General features: G+C 37.2%; 15 protein-coding genes. 10 read left to right on the forward strand and 5 right to left on the reverse strand.

Annotated features, from left to right (window positions below; genetic code table 11):
- Positions 1-11: 11 nt before the first annotated feature.
- Both H4J52_RS03655 and H4J52_RS03660 read left to right on the forward strand, forming a co-directional pair.
- Positions 12-857 (forward strand): symmetrical bis(5'-nucleosyl)-tetraphosphatase, encoded by an 846-nt coding sequence (locus H4J52_RS03655; protein WP_182179130.1) that lies wholly within the window; start codon positions 12-14, stop codon positions 855-857.
- A 209-nt stretch (positions 858-1,066) separates the two neighbouring features.
- A complete protein-coding gene (locus H4J52_RS03660; RefSeq protein ID WP_182179132.1) occupies positions 1,067-3,085 on the forward strand; it encodes a methyl-accepting chemotaxis protein in 2,019 nt (672 codons plus the stop codon).
- Between the two features lie 147 nt (positions 3,086-3,232).
- Here H4J52_RS03660 and H4J52_RS03665 read toward each other — a convergent pair whose 3' ends face one another.
- The 3 genes from H4J52_RS03665 to rapA form a co-directional block, all read right to left on the reverse strand.
- Positions 3,233-4,183, reverse strand: a complete 951-nt coding sequence (locus tag H4J52_RS03665) for a DUF3530 family protein (RefSeq protein WP_182179134.1) — start codon at positions 4,181-4,183, stop codon at positions 3,233-3,235.
- A 106-nt stretch (positions 4,184-4,289) separates the two neighbouring features.
- Positions 4,290-4,973 carry a pseudouridine synthase gene (locus H4J52_RS03670; protein ID WP_182179299.1) on the reverse strand — a complete coding sequence of 228 codons (684 nt, stop codon included), beginning with the start codon at positions 4,971-4,973 and terminating at the stop codon, positions 4,290-4,292.
- A gap of 59 nt (positions 4,974-5,032) precedes the next feature.
- On the reverse strand, positions 5,033-7,960 hold the full coding sequence (gene rapA / locus H4J52_RS03675) for an RNA polymerase-associated protein RapA (RefSeq protein ID WP_182223834.1): 2,928 nt from the start codon (positions 7,958-7,960) through the stop codon (positions 5,033-5,035).
- Positions 7,961-8,302: 342 nt separating this feature from the next.
- Here rapA and H4J52_RS03680 point away from each other — a divergent pair, with 342 nt between their 5' ends.
- Positions 8,303-9,682 carry a PhoH family protein gene (locus tag H4J52_RS03680; RefSeq protein WP_182179138.1) on the forward strand — a complete coding sequence of 460 codons (1,380 nt, stop codon included), beginning with the start codon at positions 8,303-8,305 and terminating at the stop codon, positions 9,680-9,682.
- Between the two features lie 169 nt (positions 9,683-9,851).
- Positions 9,852-13,145, forward strand: coding sequence for an ATP-binding protein (locus tag H4J52_RS03685; protein WP_182224237.1), 3,294 nt, complete (start codon positions 9,852-9,854; stop codon positions 13,143-13,145).
- Here the strand turns inward: H4J52_RS03685 and H4J52_RS03690 are convergent, their stop codons facing one another.
- Positions 13,146-14,120, reverse strand: coding sequence for a hypothetical protein (locus H4J52_RS03690; protein ID WP_182179142.1), 975 nt, complete (start codon positions 14,118-14,120; stop codon positions 13,146-13,148). It abuts the gene before it with no gap.
- A gap of 264 nt (positions 14,121-14,384) precedes the next feature.
- Between H4J52_RS03690 and H4J52_RS03695 the strand changes: the two genes are divergently transcribed.
- A complete protein-coding gene (locus H4J52_RS03695; protein WP_182179144.1) occupies positions 14,385-16,166 on the forward strand; it encodes an acyl-CoA dehydrogenase C-terminal domain-containing protein in 1,782 nt (593 codons plus the stop codon).
- Positions 16,167-16,258: 92 nt separating this feature from the next.
- Here the strand turns inward: H4J52_RS03695 and H4J52_RS03700 are convergent, their stop codons facing one another.
- Positions 16,259-16,921, reverse strand: a complete 663-nt coding sequence (locus H4J52_RS03700) for a hypothetical protein (protein ID WP_182179146.1) — start codon at positions 16,919-16,921, stop codon at positions 16,259-16,261.
- 352 nt (positions 16,922-17,273) lie between these two features.
- Between H4J52_RS03700 and H4J52_RS03705 the strand changes: the two genes are divergently transcribed.
- The 5 genes from H4J52_RS03705 to H4J52_RS03725 all read left to right on the forward strand — a co-directional run bounded on the left by H4J52_RS03705 (position 17,274) and on the right by H4J52_RS03725 (position 20,923).
- Positions 17,274-18,551, forward strand: coding sequence for an alpha/beta hydrolase (locus H4J52_RS03705; protein ID WP_182179148.1), 1,278 nt, complete (start codon positions 17,274-17,276; stop codon positions 18,549-18,551).
- The gene (locus tag H4J52_RS03710; RefSeq protein ID WP_182179150.1) at positions 18,548-19,303 is read left to right on the forward strand and encodes a VacJ family lipoprotein; all 756 of its coding nucleotides are present in this window, start codon (positions 18,548-18,550) and stop codon (positions 19,301-19,303) included. Before H4J52_RS03705 ends, H4J52_RS03710 begins: the two co-directional genes overlap by 4 nt.
- A gap of 317 nt (positions 19,304-19,620) precedes the next feature.
- Positions 19,621-20,367 carry a 1-acylglycerol-3-phosphate O-acyltransferase gene (locus tag H4J52_RS03715; protein WP_182179152.1) on the forward strand — a complete coding sequence of 249 codons (747 nt, stop codon included), beginning with the start codon at positions 19,621-19,623 and terminating at the stop codon, positions 20,365-20,367.
- Positions 20,368-20,374: 7 nt separating this feature from the next.
- Positions 20,375-20,725 (forward strand): ribonuclease E inhibitor RraB, encoded by a 351-nt coding sequence (rraB, locus tag H4J52_RS03720; protein WP_182179154.1) that lies wholly within the window; start codon positions 20,375-20,377, stop codon positions 20,723-20,725.
- 39 nt (positions 20,726-20,764) lie between these two features.
- Positions 20,765-20,923, forward strand: coding sequence for a hypothetical protein (locus H4J52_RS03725; protein WP_182179156.1), 159 nt, complete (start codon positions 20,765-20,767; stop codon positions 20,921-20,923).
- The last annotated feature ends 62 nt before the right edge of the window (positions 20,924-20,985 follow it).

The raw sequence follows: 20,985 nt of genomic DNA on the forward strand, positions 1-20,985 counted from the left end.
AGACCACCGTTATGGCCATTTATTTTGTTGGAGATGTTCAAGGTTGTTATAATGAGCTTCGGGCTTTACTTGACCAAGTCGCATTTGAACCGTTAAATGACCAGCTCTGGCTTGCCGGTGATCTTGTTGCTAGAGGCCCCGATTCTTTAAAAACACTCAGGTATGTAAAGGCACTAGGCAATAGTGCCAAAGTTGTTTTAGGTAATCATGACCTGCATCTGTTAGCGATTCATGCAGGGTTAAAAAAAGCAAAACCTGCAGATTTTTTTGATGAATTATTAGCGGCTCCAGATGTTAATGAATTAATGGACTGGCTAGCAAAACAGCCTCTTATTCAAAAAATTCCTCATGAAAATGTTTACATGAGCCATGCGGGTTTACCGCCATTTTGGTCTCCTGAAGAAGCAATGCTACAAGCACAAAAAGTCAGTGAAAACTTGGCTTCAGGGCTCAGAAAAGAATGGTTAGCAATTATGTATGGTGAAGATCCTACACTATGGTCATTAGCTCAATCGCCTAATGAAAAATTTAGAATAACCGTTAATTCACTGACCAGAATGCGCTACTGCCAACTTAATCAGGCATTAGAGTTTTCATGTAAACTTTCCATAGAACAAGCGCCAAATTATATAAAGCCTTGGTTTGAATTTTCTAAAAATCAAAAAGGTTATTCATGGATATTTGGTCATTGGGCTTCATTAATGGGACATTGTTCAGCTGAAAATATTTATGCGCTGGATACAGGCTGTGTGTGGGGCGGGCATCTAACACTCTTAAGATGGTCTGATAAGAAATTATTTACAGAACACTCCCATAGAGAGAATAAACGAGAGAAAAAAATAAAAAACGCACGATAAAGCAATAACTAAAGATGAAAAATAGATTAAGCTTGTTATACTGAACTTCATGGCTTAATGTTTCATAGCATTAGCCGATAATTTAATCGACAATAATGATCAATAATCTATGATTATTGGCTTTGAAACTAAAGAGTTGCAACTAAAAAATTAGCAGTTAATTTAGTTTACACTCGTACTCAATACTATCTATTTACACGGTGACATTTATGAATTTAACGGTAGCAATGAAAATAATGGGTGGTTTTGCCATTATTGCAGTTTTGCTGGTAATAACTAGTGCCATATCTCTATGGAATTTAAACATAATTAAAGGCTCTACAGTTCAGCAAAGTGAACTAGCGATACCCACCTTACAAGGCAGCAACAAACTTGCTACGACCTTAACGCAAATAGGTAATGTTACTTTACGTGCATACTATCAAACAGAATTAGCGCCACTTAGTACTAATCTCGCTTCTTTTAACCAAGAAAAAGAAGGTTTTTCAACAGAGCTGCAAAAATTAAAAACTGTTGTCCAAAATGAAAATTCATTATTGTCTAACTTACGCAAAGTCGATTCAGTCTATGCACAACTTGAGCAAGAAATTGGCTTAGTTTTTAGTAACCGACAAATGAGTATCAATGAAGCGCTTACATTACGTAAAAAAATAAGTAGCCTTGAAGACAAAGCGGATGATGCGGCAACATTATTATTAGATCTCGCGGATCATGACTTGGCTGATACTAAGTTACAGCGAGCGGTTAGTTTAGGTGAGAGTATAGAAACGCTGCTTAACGGTGCTGTAAGTTCGGCACTTGAATACAGGGGATTAATTGATAGATCATCAGTAGATTTAGTCGGTAATCAAATTACTAATGCTTTTGTAGATGTTGAAAAATCATTTATAGATATTATTTCTGAATTGTCTAATAAGGGCGCAAAAGACGTAGCAGACGATTTATCGGTGGCCTTACGTGAATTAACTACCCTCATTAATTCTGATAATGATATTTTTTCTCATAAAGAAAAACAGTTATTAGCCTTACAAACAGCAACTGAAAATTTAGATGCGGCTGAAAAAAATATCAAAAAAGCCAACGCTATATTAGCAACGCAAGTAAACCTTGCAGACAAAACTGCCAAAGCTGCAGGTTATCTTGTTCAAGAGAAAGTTTCTGATGGTACGACACAAACGATTGGTATTATGATTTTTTCAATTGCTGCGGCAATTACTATTGCATGGTTTACCCTTATCAGTATTACTCGTCCATTAAGTCTTGTGAATAAAATGTTGAATATTGTTTCTTCTGGCGACTTGTCACATAAATTAGATGAAAGTGGCAAAGATGAATTTGCAGAATTATCACGTAATTGTAATTTATTAATTGATAGTTTACGTACCCTTATTCAGGGTATTGTCAGTCGCTCAACACAACTGGCAACTGCTGCGGAAGAAACTTCAGCCGTAACAGCGCAAGGTACGGTTGCTATTGCAGAGCAACGTTCACAGGTTGAACAAGCCGCCTCAGCAACAACACAAATGAGCAGTACTTCTCAAAGTGTTTTATCAAGTGCTAATGATACGCTAGGTGAAATAAAACAAGCTGATGATGAAGCGAAACGTATCAAAATTATTTCTGAACGTAATCGTCAAACCATTGGACTATTAGCTGATGAAGTTGATGAAGCTGCACAAGTTATTAATAAACTACAACAAGATAGTGCCTCTATTGGTGGCATTCTTGATGTTATTCGTGGTATCGCTGAACAAACTAACTTACTGGCATTAAATGCTGCCATTGAAGCCGCACGAGCGGGTGAACAAGGTCGTGGATTTGCGGTTGTTGCTGATGAAGTAAGAACGCTTGCCAGTAGAACACAAGTATCAACACAAGAAATACAAAATATGATTGAGGTACTACAAAGTGGTGCCCAACGTGCTGTTAGTGTTATGGATATTGGTAAAAAACAAGCCGCCAATTGTGTTGAGCAAAGTGAAGAAGCTGAGAAAGCACTGCAAACGATCACTCACTCGGTTCATGAAGCCTTTGACAAGAGTACTCAAATCGCTTCTGCAGCAGAAGAACAAAGTGTTGTTGCTCATGAAATAAGTGAGAACTTAGAGTCTATTGTTGCAATTGCAGAGCAAACCACTGCAGGTTCGCAACAAACCGCTCAATCAAGTAATGAAGTGGCTAAGTTAGCTGAAGAATTACAGCAATCAGTGCAACAGTTTAAACTATAATAACTTAAAATTAATGACGACAAAGTTGTCGTTTCTTTAAGCGTAAACGATTAAAAAAGGCCTGTTGAATAAATATATTCAACAGGCCTTTTAGTTTGTTGTTTTTATATTGTCATTCTTTACTACTGTAGGCTGTGGGAGCTCATTTTACCAACCAATTGATTTAAGCCAACCGTTTATAGACCTCAAAAGTTGCTTCTCAGGGTAATAGCCCACTTGGTTATTATGTAGTTGAGTTTGTCGGTAATACGCTTTCATTTCTTTCGTTGCTTGTGCTTTACGAAGTATTGCATCGGTATTTGCCAATTGATGTTCTCTTGATAAGTAGAGGTCTAAGACAGGAAACTGACTTTTCGCCAGTGACTTGGCAAATGATAGGCTATCAACCGCTGTATTCATATACCCACTAAGCATTATCAAAGCACTGGGTGATTGAAGCTTTCCTGTGGCGTATAAGTCGGCGAGTAATATTGCATGACTACCTTGCGATACTACAACAAATATTCCAGGATAACTTTTCGCCTTCTTAATCACTGCAGTCATCATTATGGTTAATTTGTCTTGGTGTTCAATTAAGTGTTTATTATTTTCTTCAAGTTGTAGCGGTTGCTTAAATGCAGTAGAGGGGTAATCTACAGGCCTACTGGGGGGTTGAATAGCAATCGTTGTCCACCCCTGACTGGGTAGCATTCTTTGTAAGTAATTTAACGCATTACTACTTTTTGCACTCATTTCCCAGTCAGGCAGTAATATCATTACACCCTTTTGATTACTTGCCGTATTCTCGTTAATGATGGTAATAAAATCTTGAGCTCCAGCGAGCATAGGTGTCAATTTTTCAGGGGTTAAGTAATGGCTCAGGTCTTGTTCTTTTTGTAGAAGGGCATTAATAGGCGCAAAAATTTTAGGGCGCTTTTTAATGATTATCTTTTCAACATCACTGGGCTTATCTTCCACTTCTTTGGTTGCTGCTTTGTTTTCTTTCGTTTTTTTCTGTTCAGTTTTAGTTTCTTCTTGATAGCGAAAACCATAACTATTACTTGCACTAACAGTGAACAAGCAAAGAATGGTTAACGAAGTTAAAAAACGTTTTATCATAAGTTCCTTAGAGATCGAAGGGGAAAAATTTACCGATAATTTGTTAATAGGTACTTTATAAATTATCGGCAGAAACTTTATTTTCTTAACAAGAAAGAGCTTAGCATCAAATAAAAGGACAAGGAACGTTGAAAGTGAGGGTCTTTTCATTAACAGGATGTGCTAGTTCTAACATTTGTGCATGTAGCAATAAACGTGGGCTAGCGGTAACCGCTGCTTCGTGTGAGTATAATCGGTCACCGAGAATAGGGTGACCTAAAAATAGCATATGGACACGCAATTGATGAGAGCGCCCTGTTATGGGGGTTAATTCTACTAAAGTGCTTGGCACAGCATTATCATCGGTATCTCGAGATAAAACTTTGTAGTGAGTCAGTGATTGTTTACCACGTTCATGGTCAACCATTTGTCGAGGACGATTTGGCCAATCACAAATGAGTGGCTGATCAACCGAGCCACTTTCTGCTTTCATATGACCATATACTCGGGCAATATAACTTTTTTTTGTTTCTCGTTGTTGAAACATCCGGCTAATTGCTACATGGGCAGGCTTGTGCAATGCCATGATCAAGATACCTGATGTGGCCATATCGAGTCTATGAACAACCGTTGCCGTAGGCAGGACTTTATTGACTCTGCTTTGTAAACAGTCTTTATGAGCGGGCAAACGGCCTGAAACAGTGAGTAAGCCACTTTGCTTATTAAGCACAACAATATCATTATCTTGATAAATGATATCAAGATAAGGAGACATTGGAGGGCAATAAACAAAATCAGGATTTGGAACCATTCGCACAACTTTTTGTTGTGCTTGTAGCTCAGTTTGCTTTTCTTGATTGGTCATCATGATTAGTTACTCACCACAATTAAGCGTATTGCTTCAAATTTTAATTGTGCCTTACTAATATAGTGACTTAATTCATTTTGTTGTACTTTGATAAAATCTAACTCTTGTTGACGAACACTGGGGTTGATTGATTTTAGTGCGGTTAATCGTTGAAATTTCTCATCTAAATTTTTATGCATATTTGCAAGTGCTTTTTCTTGGATATTAATAACTTGAGGTTGAGCATGTCCTTCAGCTTTAGCCACTAAAGGTGTGACTTGTTCTCTCAACGCTTTGACTAATTGCAAAGCGACTTGTTTTTTAACCGGTGCGAGCTGCTGATCTAAAATGTTCTCACTGACTTTATCTGCCAAGTCGTTACCGTTTTTATCAACAAGAACACGAATGGGTGTAGTGGGTAAGTAACGGCCAAGTTGTAGATGGTTTGGCGCAGTTGCTTCAACCGTAAAAATACACTCGATGAAAAATGTACCTGCAGGCAATGCAGGGTTCTTTAATAAGCCTATGCTGGAGTTGCCAGTTTGATCGCTAAGGACTAAATCCATAGCGCCACGGACCATAGGATGATCCCATGTTAATAAATGATAATCTTCACAGGCTAATGCCGTATCCCGATTAAACGTGATGGTAGTACCATCATCAGGTAAGCAAGGGAAGTTACCACAAAGCATATGTTCACTGGGCTGTAAAGCAATCGCATTATCTGACTTGTCGTCTTGGGTGATACCAAAAACATCAAGTACTTGAAACATGAATTGTGGCAATTCAATTTGTTGATCTAGTGCAGATATTTCTTTGACTAATTCGTGTGAACGGCCTTGTCCAGAAGAGCGCAATTCTAATAACTTATCTCGTCCTGATTCTAAATTAGTTTTAAGGGTTAAATGCTTAGCATGACTTTCATCAATTAATTTTTCAGCTGCGCTAGACTGCCATTGTGCCGCTAAAGCTAAATCAAATAATTGCTCACCAAAGTCATCAAAAATAGCACGACCCGTAATACAAGTATGTTCAAATGCATTTAAACCATTTTGATACCAGTTAAAAAGTAAACCTTGCGCCGAATCAGCAAAATAAGGCACATGCAAGCGTATCGTTTGTGTTTGCCCTATACGGTCTAAACGGCCAATACGTTGTTCTAAAAGATCCGGGTTTTGAGGTAAATCAAATAACACCAAATGATGTGCAAATTGGAAGTTTCTCCCTTCACTGCCAATTTCAGAACACAGTAAACATTGTGCACTGTCTTCGTCTTGAGCAAAATAAGCGGCCGCTTTGTCTCGTTCAAAAATACTCAAACCTTCATGGAAAACAGCCGCTCGAATACCTTCTTTTACACGTAATGCGGCTTCTAAATCAATAGCTGTTTGAGCATGTGCACAAATGACCAGTAGCTTTTCTTTCTTTAGGGTTTGTAATAGCTCTATTAAATAGTCAACACGGGGATCAATATCGGTCCAGTTTTCATGACTATTTAACGAAAACATAATTTCAGGTGTAAAAATATGTTTTGCTTGTGATAACGCTTTTAAATTCTCACTACTGTCTGACAACAAAAATTCATTAATGTGGTCTTGATAAGCTTCAGGCAAGGATAAAGGTGTTGAATGTAATTCTCGTTCAGGGAAACCTTTTATAGTATTTCTGCTGTTTCTAAAAAGAATACGACCTGTGCCATGGCGATCAAGTAGCTGTGTAAGTACTTGCTCACGTGACGCTATTTGTTCAAGCGTTTCTTTCTCCGTTTCAGTGATGAGATTAATATTTACCAAGTGTTTACTGATATCTGTTTCTTGTAATAGCTCGGTCAGCGTAACTTGCTGTTCTACAGATAAAGCATCTTTAGCAACCAATGCATTAGCAGCATTGGCAACCTCAGTATAGTGGCTTTCTTCTTCAGTAAATTTTTGATAATCAAAGAAACGATCAGGGTCAAGTAAGCGTAAACGAGCAAAGTGGCTTTCATGACCGAGTTGGTCAGGCGTCGCTGTTAATAATAAAACACCCGGGATACTTTGGGCCAATTGTTCAACACATAAATACTCGATACTGGGGTTATCTTGATGCCAATTTAAGTGATGAGCTTCATCAACAACCATTAAATCCCAGTCTTCTGCGATCAGGTCTTCATACCATTCTGGATTTTGTGTGACAAAATCCAAATTAACTAATACCAGTTGCTCAGTGCTGAATGGGTTTTCTTGTTCACCGGAGTTTTTAATTTCTTGGCAACGTCCGCTATCAAAAATACTGAAATGTAAGTTAAAACGTCGCAACATTTCGACTAACCACTGGTGCATCAGTGATTCAGGTACAATAATCAAAATACGCTTGGCGCGCCCTGTTACGAGTTGCTGATGAATAATTAAACCTGCTTCAATCGTTTTACCTAAACCTACTTCATCGGCCAGTAATACACGAGGTGCAAACCTACAACCGACTTCTTCAGCGATATATAATTGATGAGGAATTAAACTGACTCGGCCACCACTTAAGCCCATTAATGGAGATTGCTGTTGAGTGTGTTGGTGTTTTAAACTGTCTTTGCGTAAACGAAACCAGTCGAGACGGTCAACTTGACCATTTAGCAGTCGGTCGTGTGGTTTATTAAATTTGATAAAATGGTCAATCATCACTTCTTTTAGTGATGTTTCTTCACCATTATCTTGGCGTTTACCGTGATAGGTCAGTAAATTATCAATGTCTTCAATCCTGTCAACGGTTAATATCCAGCCTTCATGGCTCGGAATGCTGTCACCTTGATTGAAAATAACACGGGTTAATGGTGCGTTTGCTATGGCATATTGGCGTGATTCACCGGTAGCGGTAAATATAATCGATACAAATCGGTGTTCAACCGTTAAGACCGTACCTAATCCTTGATCCGACTCTCCGTCACTTATCCATCGTTGACCAGGGTAAAAAACCATATAAAACTCCAAAATTAAAATCTTGCACGGTTATAAAAAACTTGTGCAACAGAACACGCCAAAGACGGCATTAAAAAAGGGCGCTATAGTAACGTTAATCATAGCTATGATCACCAAAAAATGCAGAGAATTTATAAAACGGTTCAATAAAGTTTGTCTGAGGATAAATAATCTTAAGATGTCACTTGCCAGTGATAAATTTAGCTGGCAAAGTAGAATTATCATTCAAGTAATAAGGTGATGGTTACTGTTTTTGGTTTTTTAGTCAGCAGTTGAATACTCGGTTATTAAGTTTACTTACCGATTCTTCTGTTTCTTTTAACTTAGATCGGAGATCTTTGTATGAATGAAGAAAAAATTATTTACGTATTAGACACAAATATTTTATTACACGAACCCTTTGCTTTTCTCTCTTTTAAAGAGCATGACGTAGTCGTTCCCATGACCGTCCTTGAAGAATTAGACTCCATTAAAGACCGCCAAAAAGATGTTAGTCGAGATGCCCGTGTTGCTATACGCGCACTTGAAGACGTACTTGTCCACGCCACACCTGAAGAAGTACTCGCGGGTGTTAAATTACCTCAAAATGACGCAGAACATCCCAGTGGTTGTTTATCTATTTTCAATGATTATACGTTGGAGCAAAAAACAGGTTGTTTATCTTTCAATGAAAATGACAATCGTATTATTAATGCCGCTTTATATATACAGGAGAAAAAAGCGTCTAATAAAGTGGTGCTAGTGACTAAAGACATTAATATGCGTTTAAAAGCTAAAGGGGCTGGTTTAGCTTATGTTGAAGATTACCGAACAGATCAACTTATTGATGATATTAAGTTTTTAACTAAAGGTTATCATAAATTTGAGGGGGATTTTTGGCAACATGTCAATGAGTGTGAAAGTGAAACAGAAGGTCGAAATACCACCCACTATATTAAACGTGATGTACTCCCCAATACTTATATGAATGAATACCTTATTGATGATAGCGAACACTTTGCGGGTAAAGTCATTGGTTGGGACGATGACAAACTTGCGGTAACAGATTTGAGTCGAGAACGTTTAATGGCGAAACAGGCATGGGGTATCCATCCAAAAAATATCTACCAAGGTATGGCAATGGACGCTTTACTCGACCCTACAATAGATTTAGTCATTCTTACGGGCCCCGCGGGGTGTGGAAAAACACTATTAGCATTGGCATCAGCGCTTGAACAAGTCATAGAACGTGGCTTATACGATAAAGTTATCGTAACACGTAGTACCCCTGAAATTGCCGAATCTATCGGCTTCTTACCCGGTACAGAAGAAGAAAAAATGGCACCTTGGTTAGCGGCAATAACAGATTCATTAGAAGTCTTACATAAACAAGATGAAAATATGAATGGCAGCCTTGATTACATTATGGAAAAAGCCAACATTCAATTTAAGTCAGTGAACTTCATGCGTGGTCGAAGTATTCAGCATTCTTTGGTGTTACTCGACGAATGTCAGAACTTAACCGCATCGCAGTTAAAAACGATTATCACGCGTTGTGGTGAAGGGACAAAACTCGTGTGTTCAGGTAATCTTGCGCAAATCGATAGTAATTATTTAACACCTGTTACGTCAGGGCTTACTTATATTGTTGAACGCTTTAAAAATTTTTCAGGTAGCTCAACAATCAACTTAAATGGGGTGGTCAGAAGTCGGTTAGCTTCTTTTGCAGAGGAAAATTTATAGGGGTGATAGTTGTTTAGATACTAAGATAAAAAAGGCTCATTTTTGATCCTTTTTTATCAGTGATCTTTGCACGACTTAGTCTGTAGACTAGTTATCAAAGCATATTTTCAGTAAGATGTCTTATTCTAAGTGAATAACAAATTATCAGAATAAATATGAGGTTGTCGCATTGTTTGGTAAGTATTCTAAAGAACAGGTATTTAGTCGTTACAATCGCTCTGTTTTAGCGGTATTTATTGTTATAATATTCATTGCGGTTTCGATAGCTTCTTACCGATATTTTGTTGAGCTAGACTCTTACCAAACTCGAGAACTTCGCACGTTAACTACACGTGCCAAACAGTTAGAAAACACCCTTATCTTGGGATTGAAAAGCATCGCAGGAATAAAAAAGTTTGCAAATTATCACCTTTCTTTTCCTGAAGAGTTACTCTCCACCACACCGCCACTTACACAAGATGGTGATGAATTCTATTTAAAGAAAAATAGTCGAGACTCATTCGCACACCGTAAAAATTATCGAGGAAGTATTACAGGAATAGGTCAAGTTGCTGATTTTGATGAGTTACAAAATCAGGAATTAGCAATGGCTAATGCATTAACTCCTGCTTTTATTATTGCAAAAAATTCAATTAAAGAATCTACTTGGTTTTATTATGTGTCTTTAAATCAATTTGTCAGTCTTTACCCTTGGATAGGTCGTGAGAGTTGGCGATTTTCAGAACACAATCTTAATAATAACAATATTAATAGCATTAAAGCGCTGTTACCGGGAGAGAACAACTTTTTTTGGTCGCCACCTTATTTAGATTCAGCAGGGAAGGGGTTAAGCTCTTCATTAGGGACATCAGTCTATCGCAATAAAAAAATAGCAGGTGCGGTGCTAGTGGATTTTAGCCTATCAAGTTTAAGTGATAGTTTGCCTGAGATTAATAAACCCAATCAAGGGCTTGTGCTCATTGATGAAAAAAACAACATACTTATTCATAAAACAGCAGATAACAAAGCTTTATCAACGAAAATCACTTGGCAAGATATTGCACCAAAGCAACTCATCAATTATTCCTCCAAGCGTCTCAATAAATTACCAAATAGTTATCGAGTGGGTTCATGGCTTATTCAAAAATATCAATTACCTATAAACGGTTGGGTGTTACTTAAGTATCAGCCTTATCAAGACTTTACTGCCCCTATTTTGAACCGCTTCATTGTGATGCTTATTTTGCTATTCTTAGGGCTATTTGCGTTTATGAGTATCATTTATGTTGTTACGCGCAAAACGTTTATGAAGCCGACTAAAGAATTTATCAATCATATTGAACATTGTTCGCAGGGTGATCCTGGTAAAGTAAAGCCGCCTGCTGACTGGTCGTATTGGTTTAAAATTGTTGAAGATATTTTTGGACAAAATCGTACGTTATTACAGCAACTTAAAGATCAGAATATTATTCTCGACACGCGGGTTAATGAGAAAACCCAAGCGCTACGTCTTAAAAGTGAACAGCATCAACGTGACTATGCTTTGTTGCGTTCAGTGATGGATGCTATTCCAGATTACATTATTTTTAATGATTTAGATGGGACAATGATTGGTTATAACAAAGCGTTTGAAAACTTTGTTCAAGCGACCTCTTTAGATCTTATTGGTAAGTCTAGTGACGAAGTGGTCTGTCTTGAGTTAGGGCAATCATTAGTTTCAATGTCGGCGGCGTCGTTAACCCGAAAAACGGATCAAGGATTAGCACAGGTCGTTGAAACCTCATCTAATACCTATGAAGTTTTTAGTAATCAGCTTTATAGCCAAACAGCTGAAATTGTTGGCACTATTAATTTAGTTCGAGATGTTACTGCGCAATATGCAGCGAATATCGCTTTGGAACAAGCAAAAAACCAAGCCGAGTATGCTAACCAAGCAAAAAGTCAGTTTTTAGCCAACATGAGTCATGAAATACGTACACCCATTAACGCGATTAAAGGTATGTTATTGCTATTAGCAAGAACACGGTTAACCAATGAGCAGAAGCAATATTTATTAAATGCAGAGGGGGCATCAGTATCATTGCTTCACTTGGTTGATGAAGTACTCGATTTAGCTAAAATAGAATCGGGGAATATGTCTATGGTAAAAATGCCAGAGAGTATTGATACAATCGTTGACCAAGCGGTTAAACTAAATATTGGTATGATCAGCGAGAAGCAATTATCTCTGAAAATTAATATTGATTTTGATGTCCCCGATATTGTCTTAACTGATGGTATGAGACTGGTTCAAGTACTGACAAACTTACTGAATAATGCCATGAAGTTCACCCCTCAAGGTGAAATTTCACTCAGCGTCGAAAGGGTTGATTCAACCACTCGTTTTTTAGAAAGTACGCTTGCTCATTCACCCGTTTTTGTTCGCTTTATTGTTGCTGATACCGGCATAGGTATTGCTAAAGATAAGCAAGGGCATTTATTTGAAGCGTTTCGTCAAGCTGATGAGTCAATGACTCGCGAGTATGGTGGTTCAGGATTAGGCTTGTCTATTTGTCAGCAAATTGTCAACCTTTTATCGGGTGAAATTTCACTGGAAAGTGAATTAGGTACAGGGACTATATTCAATTTTGTTCTCCCTTTTAATGTTGTCCAAGACAACTCATCAAAAGAGGCATTAGCGCTAACGTTATGCAGCTTTCCTCTAGGTTTATCTGAATCGTTAAAAGAAAGCTTATCAGCATATCAAATAAAACACGTTAATATTACATCGTTATCAGGACTTAAAAATTATAAGAATGATAAATATGTCGCTATTCTTATTGACGAAGATGATATTAATGAAAATCTGGAAGAAATATATAAAACCTGCCTTGATAATCAAGTGTTATTGGCAATAAGTCATCAAATGGCGAATGGAATATCGTCGCAGATAATCGAACGAATTGAAACATTAAAACTTCCTTATGTGTTGCTAGAAAAACCCCTTTATCGAAGCTTTATCCGTAAGCTCTTCTTGGCGGTCTACAACAAAGAACTTGTGGTAAAAAATATCGATAATCAATTGCTTGCCGATAAAATAAATCCACAAGAACGTAATGATTTAAGAGGTATTACTGTTTTACTTGTTGAAGATAATTTAGTGAATCAGCTAGTCGCAAAAGAACTACTAAGAATGATGCAAGCTAATGTTATTATTGCTGAAAATGGTAAAGAGGCACTGGATGTTCTGGCGAGTAAGGATCAAGGTATCGAAGTGGTACTTATGGACATTCAAATGCCAGTGATGGACGGGTTAACAGCGGCTCGTCAAATTCGTCAACAAAAAGAATTTGATCATTTACCCATTATTGCCATGACGGCTCATGCTCGCCAAGAAGACAAAGAAAGAAGCTTTGCGGCAGGCATGAATAAGCATATGGCAAAACCTATTAATGCTGAATTACTACTTTCTGGTATTTTAGAAGTTCTTAATAAACAGGCTTAATTATTGTTCCTCATCAATGAATGCGGTGTCTTTTTGTTCAATTGTCTTTTGGGGTTGAGGTTTTACTTTTGCATGGAATAGCTCTGCAGTGAAATGCCCGTTACCTACGGCTAATTCAGATACCTGTGCTATTTCACCTAAAGGTAGTAGTCTCGGGCCTGTTGGCTCAGCAAGTACATATGTTATTTCATCAATAACGATTGTTTGGTCATTAGCTTGCACAGGTATTTTTATACCCAATAAAGCGTGATTATCAATAAAGACTAAAATCATTTTTATACGTGGCATCAGACTGCGCAGAATCGCAGCCGTTAGTGTTACTTTGCTGTCACAATCTCCTTGGTTTTCCCATAGTAGTTTTAATGGCGGATTAAATCCGGCACCAGAAGCGGTTACCCTTGATTCTAACGTTGCGTAAGGAATACTTTGTACAAACCCCAGAACATAGTCAGTAACCTTACGAATGTTTTTTATTAAAAATTTTTCAAGAATTATTGGCTTAACTGACTTTAAATCGATGCTCGAAATACTTGCAAATTGGCTATGATTTGGTTTTACCGCGTTTATTTGATCGTGAGTTACAAATTGATGATAATAATTATTTGCTAAATATTGATCACTTAATTCTTGCTTTAACTTATAAACTCTAGCGTAAGCGGCATTGATTGTTTGGTTGTTTCGTCCTTTTATGACAATTTCACCGTCATCGGTATTTTTGCTAAAATTGATCATTACGCCATTAATAGGCTCTGCACGCAGCTTTTTTTGTAGCGCATTATTAATTGAGAATTTTGCCATTTCAGGCTTAAACACTTTGAAATTTCTGAAACGATCAAACAATGCTCGCTTAGCCATTATAAACTGCAGGTTTTGCGTGTCACCTTGATAGTCGAGCCATTGATAATTAAATTGATAGTTGTCACCTTTTTCTATTTTTGAAAAGGCAAGTTGATCGGCAAAAGCCAAAGAGGGCATAAAAAAGTAAAGAACTATGCAAAGAATTTTATTTAAAATATCGCGAGTCATCGAGAATAATCAAACCACTAACAAAAATATAATCTAATCTAACATTAACGCATTTTTACTTTTCATACCAATGGCAAAGTGATGACGGAATATTTAATCGTTGACGCTTTACTTTTAAGGAGATTTTGCTATATTCAAACACATGTTTGAAATGATTGTTTCAAAAGTTAAATTAATGTTATTTGTAGTAACATAAAAAACGAGGAGAATACCGTGGCTGATTATCAAGCACCATTAAAAGATATGAATTTTTTGTTATATGATGTTTTTTCAATGGAAGCAATGTGGCAGTCAATGCCTAGCTTATCTGAACATGTTGATCGCGAGACAGCACAAGCCATTTTACAAGAATGTGCCAAAATAGCTGAACAAGAAATTGCACCTCTCTCACGCCAAGGCGATGAAATTGGTGTGAGCTTCAATGAAGGAAAGGTAACGACTGCTCCTGGCTATAAAGAGGCATTTAAAACTTATTCTGACGGTGGTTGGACAAGTTTAGGTGGTGAACCTGAATTTGGTGGCATGGGTATGCCTAAAGTCATTACTGCATTACACGAAGAAATGCTGTGTTCAGCTGATATTGCTTTTTCATTATATCCAGGATTAACGGCAGGTGCTGGTTTATCTATTGCTAAACATGCGACAGATGAATTAAAAGAGCGTTATTTAACGCGCTTATATGCTGGCGACTGGATGGCAACGATGTGCTTAACTGAACCACATTCCGGTACTGATTTAGGTTTGATTTATACCAAAGCTATTCCTCAAGAAGATGGCAGCTTTGCGGTCACAGGTACAAAAATATTTATTACTGCTGGTGAACATGATATCACTGAAAATATAGTCCATTTAGTACTGGCAAAATTACCGGGTGCACCAGCGGGCCCTCGTGGTATTTCACTCTTTTTAGTGCCAAAATATCAAGTTAATGAAGATGAGTCTTTAGGCGATTTTAACAATGTTACTTGTGGATCAATTGAGCACAAAATGGGTATCCATGCTTCTGCAACTTGTGTAATGAATTTTGATGGTTCAAAAGGTTACTTGGTCGGTGAAGAAAACAAGGGTCTAGCTTGTATGTTCACCATGATGAACTTTGAGCGCATCGGCGTCGGCATCCAAGGTATTGGTGCGGCAGAACGTTCATACCAGAACGCTTTAGAATATGCTAAAGAACGTTTACAAGGTCGTTCACTGTCGGGTGCTAAATACCCAGAAAAAGCAGCTGATCCTATCATTGTTCATGGTGACGTTCGTCGTATGTTACTTAACATGAAGGCATTAACTGAAGGTTCACGAGCATTGTCTACGTATATTTCAATGACACTCGATATGGCAACTTATGGTGAAGGTGAATTAAAAGCTAAGGGCGAGAGTTTGTCTGCACTTATGACACCTTTAGCAAAAGCTTTTTTTACTGATTTAGGTCTCGATAATACGGTTGCAGGTCAACAAATATTGGGTGGCCACGGTTATATTCGTGAATGGGGACAAGAACAGTTAGTGAGAGATGTTCGCATTGCACAAATATATGAAGGCACTAATGGTATTCAAGCGATGGACTTATTAGCGAGAAAAGTCGCGGCAAGTAAAGGCGAATTGATGCAGGTTTTTATCAATGAAGTGAACACTTACATTGAGCAAACATCAGCAACTAATATGCAAGAATTTATCCAGCCGTTAAAAGATGCCAATATTGATTTAGCTGAATTAACCCAGCATATTCTTAAAGCCGCGCAAGGCAATATTGAAGAGTTGGGTACATCAGCTAACGATTATTTACATGTCTTTGGTTACACGGCAATGGCATTTGTTTGGGCAAAAATGGCTGAGTCAGCTTTGGCTCAAGAGGGTTCAAGTGATGAATTTTACGAAAGTAAAATAAAAACAGCGCGCTACTACTTTGCACGTTTGTTGCCACGTCGTTTGTCACTCGCAGCGTCTATTAAAGCGGGTTGTGATACGTTATTTGATTTAGATGAACACTTGTTCTAGTCCTCTAAAATTTTCATTTAAATAGTATCATTAAAAAAGGCGCTATCATTTATGATAGCGCCTTTTTACTCTGTTTTTGCAACGATTTACGATTAGAAAGTATAGGTTGTACCAAACACAGCGACTTGTTCTTTTTGCATATTATAAACGGGCCGGATATTCGATGATTCTTCATGAGCTGTAGAGGTTAGTCCGCCAGTTAAAGACCAATTACTGTTGATTGAGTACTGTCCTAAAATGCCAAACCTAGCATAAGATTTTGAACCCGTGGCTTTTGTGGCAGCTGTTTCGCGAGAAACAAAGTCATTACTATAAAACTGATAAATGGAATGCTCATTCAAAGACTCTATTTTTGCGGTGACAAGTAAGATGAAATTTTCTTCTTGTAGTACCCTATAGCTGCCTTGAATAAAAAAAGCTTGCTCACTGACTTGGTCGACTTTTTTGGTTAAAAAACCACTTTGGGCACTAAATGCGTCATTTTCAAAAATGACAGCAACTTGATGCGTTTCAAGCTTGTTCATTAATGGTGTATTTGGAGGGCTGATATTTTCGTTTGAAATGGGGAAACCTAATGCTTCTAAATCATAGGCTTGATTTAATGAATTAAAAATTAATGCCGAGTTGGCCCAGTCGCTAATTAATGCTCCATCAATAATGCGATTGGAATTTTTTTCCTCGCTATAAGCGTGTGCATTAAATAATACACCGACTATAAATACCATTGATAAGATTAATTTTATAAATATTTTCATTAAATAACCTATTGGAAGAATTAAGACTTTTATGCTCTTTTTAACTATAGGCAAGTATTATAAAAAAGGCGTTATTTTTAAGAGGAATATTACTTTATTAGCTTATTTGTTGATATTTATAAGGATTAAAGTTAATGAACAACAGAAAAAAAACAGAACTAAAGTGGCATTAATAAAATATAAATAGATCATTAATGCGCTTTATTGTAGCAATTTAGTGGCTGATTTAGCTTAACGGCATCGTTTGCTCTTTTGGAGCACCGCAAATAGTCAGTTATAATTATATACAGAGATAAAAGCATATAATATTGAATTAATAAGGGAAGTCGTGCGATTTAAAAGCATAGTTATTGTGTTGTTCATAACAGCGTGTAGTGCTAATACCCAACCGCCACTCGAAGTAAAAGCAGAAACCTGTGATATTGAATATACACAATATCAAGCGACGGTTACAGGATATTGTCAAGAAGCTGAAGCTTCATTACCCGCAGAAATCCCCATCATTGAAAAAGAAATAGCACTGCGTTCTGTTGCATCGATTCCTGACGTGTTTTGGTATAGCACTAAAATGAAATATTCATTAGTCAAGCAAGAAGAAAAAGCTCCATTAGCTTTTGTCATTGCTGGTACCGGAGCAAGTTACAATAGTGCAAAGATGATTAGCCTACAAAAAACCTTATATCAACAAGGCTATCATGTCATATCTCTTTCTTCGCCGACATATTCTAATTTTATCATTAACTTAGATTCGAGTACTGATTTCCCAGGTGTGCTAGAACAAGATGCTAAAAACCTCTATCGCATAATGAAAAAGGTTTATCAGCAAGTTATCACTGAAGACAATGTTGTCGCCACCACCTTTTCATTAACAGGTTATAGCTTGGGTGGGGCTCATTCTGCCTATGTTGCTCAACTTGATGAAAGTGAACAGATTTTTAACTTTGAAAAAGTCGTTCTGATCAATCCTCCTGTTAGTTTATACAACTCAGTTAACATACTTGATAGCTATTTAGATTTAAAAGAAGGTGGTCCAGATGCGGCTTCAACGATGCTTGATGATATATTTTTAAGGTTTGCTGACAGTTATGCAGAGCAAGAGTCATCTTCATTTTCTCAAAGTGCTATCTATGCTTTATTTAGAGATGCTAATTTGTCAGAAGAGGAACTAAAACTGTTAATAGGTGCATCGTTTCGGATGTCGTCAACAGATATGTTGTTTGCATTAGATGTTAGCTATAACGTTGGTGGTATTATATATAAAAATCATAAGATTAATAAATTTGAAAGTATTACTCATTCTATGTATCGAGCAAGTGTTATTACCTTTAAAGAGTACTTTGAAAAAGTGCTGGTACCTTGGCAACAAGAAAGCGATGCGAGTTTAACGCGCGAGGCACTGATTGCTCGGCTGAGTTTAAAAAACATAGAAAACTATTTACGCCATTCAGACAAAATAAGTTTAGTGACTAATGCTGATGATATTATTTTAGCTAAAGGTGAAGTGGAATATTTACAAGATGTTTTTGGTTTGAGGGCAAAAATATTTCCTCGTGGCGGACACTGTGGAAACATCGACAGAGTCAGTTTCGTTGAGTACCTCAATAGTCAATTTCAAGGTGCTAAACAATGATGGCGTTTTTTAAATTATTAACACAAAGTCTCGCTATTTTATTGATTGCGCTACTTTCTGCATGTTCATCTATACCTGAATTAGAAGACAATGTTGAAAAACCACGGGTTAAATTGTCTTCGGTCTATGAAGAAAAAGCGGTTACTAATCAATATGATGATCCTTGGGAAGGATTTAATCGCCGGATGTATTACTTCAATGCTAAAGCCGACGAATATGTACTATTACCAATTGTTGCAGGTTATAAAGCGGTAACACCTGATCTTGTTGAGAAAGGTATTAGTAACTTTTTTAAAAACTTAGGCGAATTCCCTGTTTTTATTAACGCTATTTTACAAGGTAAGCCCAGCGTCGCTTCTGAAACTTTGGGTCGCTTTGCGGTAAATACCACCGTGGGGGTTTTGGGGTTATTTGATGTGGCGACATCAATAGGCTTGGTCGAGCAAAATGAAGACTTTGGTCAAACACTGGGAGTGTGGGGAGTTAATCCCGGACCTTATTTAGTTCTACCATTATTAGGACCATCTTCATTACGTGATGCTGCGGGGACTTCGATAGATATGTTTGCTTTGCAAGTTGTCATCGATGAACTCGGTATGACAGCAGAAGAAGAAATGTTTCTTTCATTATTGGGAAGTATTAATACTCGTGCTAATTTGCCGTTTAGGTATTACGCCTCGGGTTCGGCTTTCGAGTACGAACGCTTCAAAGTGCTGTATATGAAATATCGAGAAATTCAAATAGCGCGCTAACCAAGATGAGTGCGCAATGAGCAGTCTTTAAATATCCCCTTAAATCGACTTTAACCGTAAAGGTTAAAATAGATAAATATAGTGAATATTTTGTATAATATTATGACGGAAATTAATATTATACAAAGCACATCATCTTTGATGACGTGGCGCATATAAAAATACAACAACCGGCACTTTTAGAGGCTACCACCACAACTTGATTAGGTGGTGAAGTTACTGATAGTCCCATTGCTTAGGCGACTCTGTAAATAGGGTAGTGCAGTCGAACATCTATAAGGTATACTGCGCCGATATATAATAATTAGGATATAAATTTGTTAGCTGTAATTCGTTTTATTTTAATGACACTTGCTTTAGTTTTTATTTCCACTGTGGCATGTTTTTATAGCATATTACGGCCATTTCATCGAAATAATGTTTTTCATACTGCGCGTTATATGAGTAAAGTTTCGACACTTCTGGGCTTAAGTATTGAAGTAAGAACACCTGAAAGTATTAAAAATGTGGGGCCGGCCGTTTATATTTGTAACCATCAAAACAGCTACGATATTTTTACTGTTGGTGCTGCTGTTCAGCCTTCTACGGTGAGCGTTGGTAAGAAAAGTTTAAAGTGGATCCCTTTTTTCGGACAAATGTACTGGTTAACAGGTAACATTTTAATTGACCGTTCAAATTCAAGTAAAGCGATGAACACTATTGCGTTAACCGCGAAAAAAATTACTGAAAAAGAACTCTCTGTTTGGTTATTTCCTGAAGGAACGAGAAGTAATGGTAAAGGGTTACTTCCTTTTAAAACCGGCGCGTTTCGAACAGCACAACAAGCCAATGTACCTATTATCCCGGTCTGTGTAAGTAACAGCCACGGAAAAATAAAGTTAGGGCGTTGGAACAATGGTAAATTGATTATTGAACTATTAGATCCTATATATTTTAATAATGATGCTAAAGAAAGTATTAGAGAAGTTGCTAATAGCGCACATAAAAAAATGCTTGTGAAGATTGCAGAGCTCAGTAAAGAGTCTGGAAACGAGCTCATCGTAAACAAGAACGTTAAAAATTGAGAAAATAATGATAGATGAAGAATTACAGCAATGGCAAGAGCATACCAATAATTTGGTTAATACACTGATAGAAGACGGTACCAACGAAGAGGTGCATCATACTATTGAACATCATTTTTCTAGTTCAGATTTTGATGTACTAGAGAAAGCGGCTATCGCTGCTTTCAAAATGGGTTTAGAAATAGAAGACCCTGAAGAAGCTGAGTTAGAAAATGGCGATAAAGTTTTCGCTTTTGATATTATTACTGAACAGCCACTTGACGAAGAAATTATTTTTGAAGAAACAACAAAGATGTTCGAGTTAGCAAAGCAATGTAAAGTTGACTATGATGGTTGGGGCACGTATTTCGAAGAATAGTGAATAGGCTCCACGAAAATATTTTGAAAGGACTTGAAAATGGGATGGATAGAAACGCTACTTAACCCTGCGACATTATCATTATTAATACCAATTATTGCTATTGTTGGTGCTTTTTCTATTGCGGCATTAAAAGCGCATCATCGCCATCAAGAGCGAATAGAGAAAATTAAGCACGGTTTAGACCCTGATCAATAAATCAAATAACGAGCAGTGGTTTACTTTTAAGTTAATTATTGATGTTAAGTGAGTTATAGTGA

This window comes from Colwellia sp. MB02u-14 (assembly GCF_014076915.1).
GTDB lineage: Bacteria > Pseudomonadota > Gammaproteobacteria > Enterobacterales > Alteromonadaceae > Colwellia_A.

Coding starts and splice junctions, on each gene's coding strand:
- H4J52_RS03690 (WP_182179142.1), bottom strand. CDS start 14,120: ATGCCCTCTTTGGCTTTTGCCGATCAACTTGCCTTTTCAAAAATAGAA.
- H4J52_RS03660 (WP_182179132.1), top strand. CDS start 1,067: ATGAATTTAACGGTAGCAATGAAAATAATGGGTGGTTTTGCCATTATT.
- H4J52_RS03680 (WP_182179138.1), top strand. CDS start 8,303: ATGAATGAAGAAAAAATTATTTACGTATTAGACACAAATATTTTATTA.
- H4J52_RS03700 (WP_182179146.1), bottom strand. CDS start 16,921: ATGAAAATATTTATAAAATTAATCTTATCAATGGTATTTATAGTCGGT.
- H4J52_RS03725 (WP_182179156.1), top strand. CDS start 20,765: ATGGGATGGATAGAAACGCTACTTAACCCTGCGACATTATCATTATTA.
- rraB (WP_182179154.1), top strand. CDS start 20,375: ATGATAGATGAAGAATTACAGCAATGGCAAGAGCATACCAATAATTTG.
- H4J52_RS03710 (WP_182179150.1), top strand. CDS start 18,548: ATGATGGCGTTTTTTAAATTATTAACACAAAGTCTCGCTATTTTATTG.
- H4J52_RS03670 (WP_182179299.1), bottom strand. CDS start 4,973: ATGGTTCCAAATCCTGATTTTGTTTATTGCCCTCCAATGTCTCCTTAT.
- H4J52_RS03665 (WP_182179134.1), bottom strand. CDS start 4,183: ATGATAAAACGTTTTTTAACTTCGTTAACCATTCTTTGCTTGTTCACT.
- H4J52_RS03655 (WP_182179130.1), top strand. CDS start 12: ATGGCCATTTATTTTGTTGGAGATGTTCAAGGTTGTTATAATGAGCTT.
- rapA (WP_182223834.1), bottom strand. CDS start 7,960: ATGGTTTTTTACCCTGGTCAACGATGGATAAGTGACGGAGAGTCGGAT.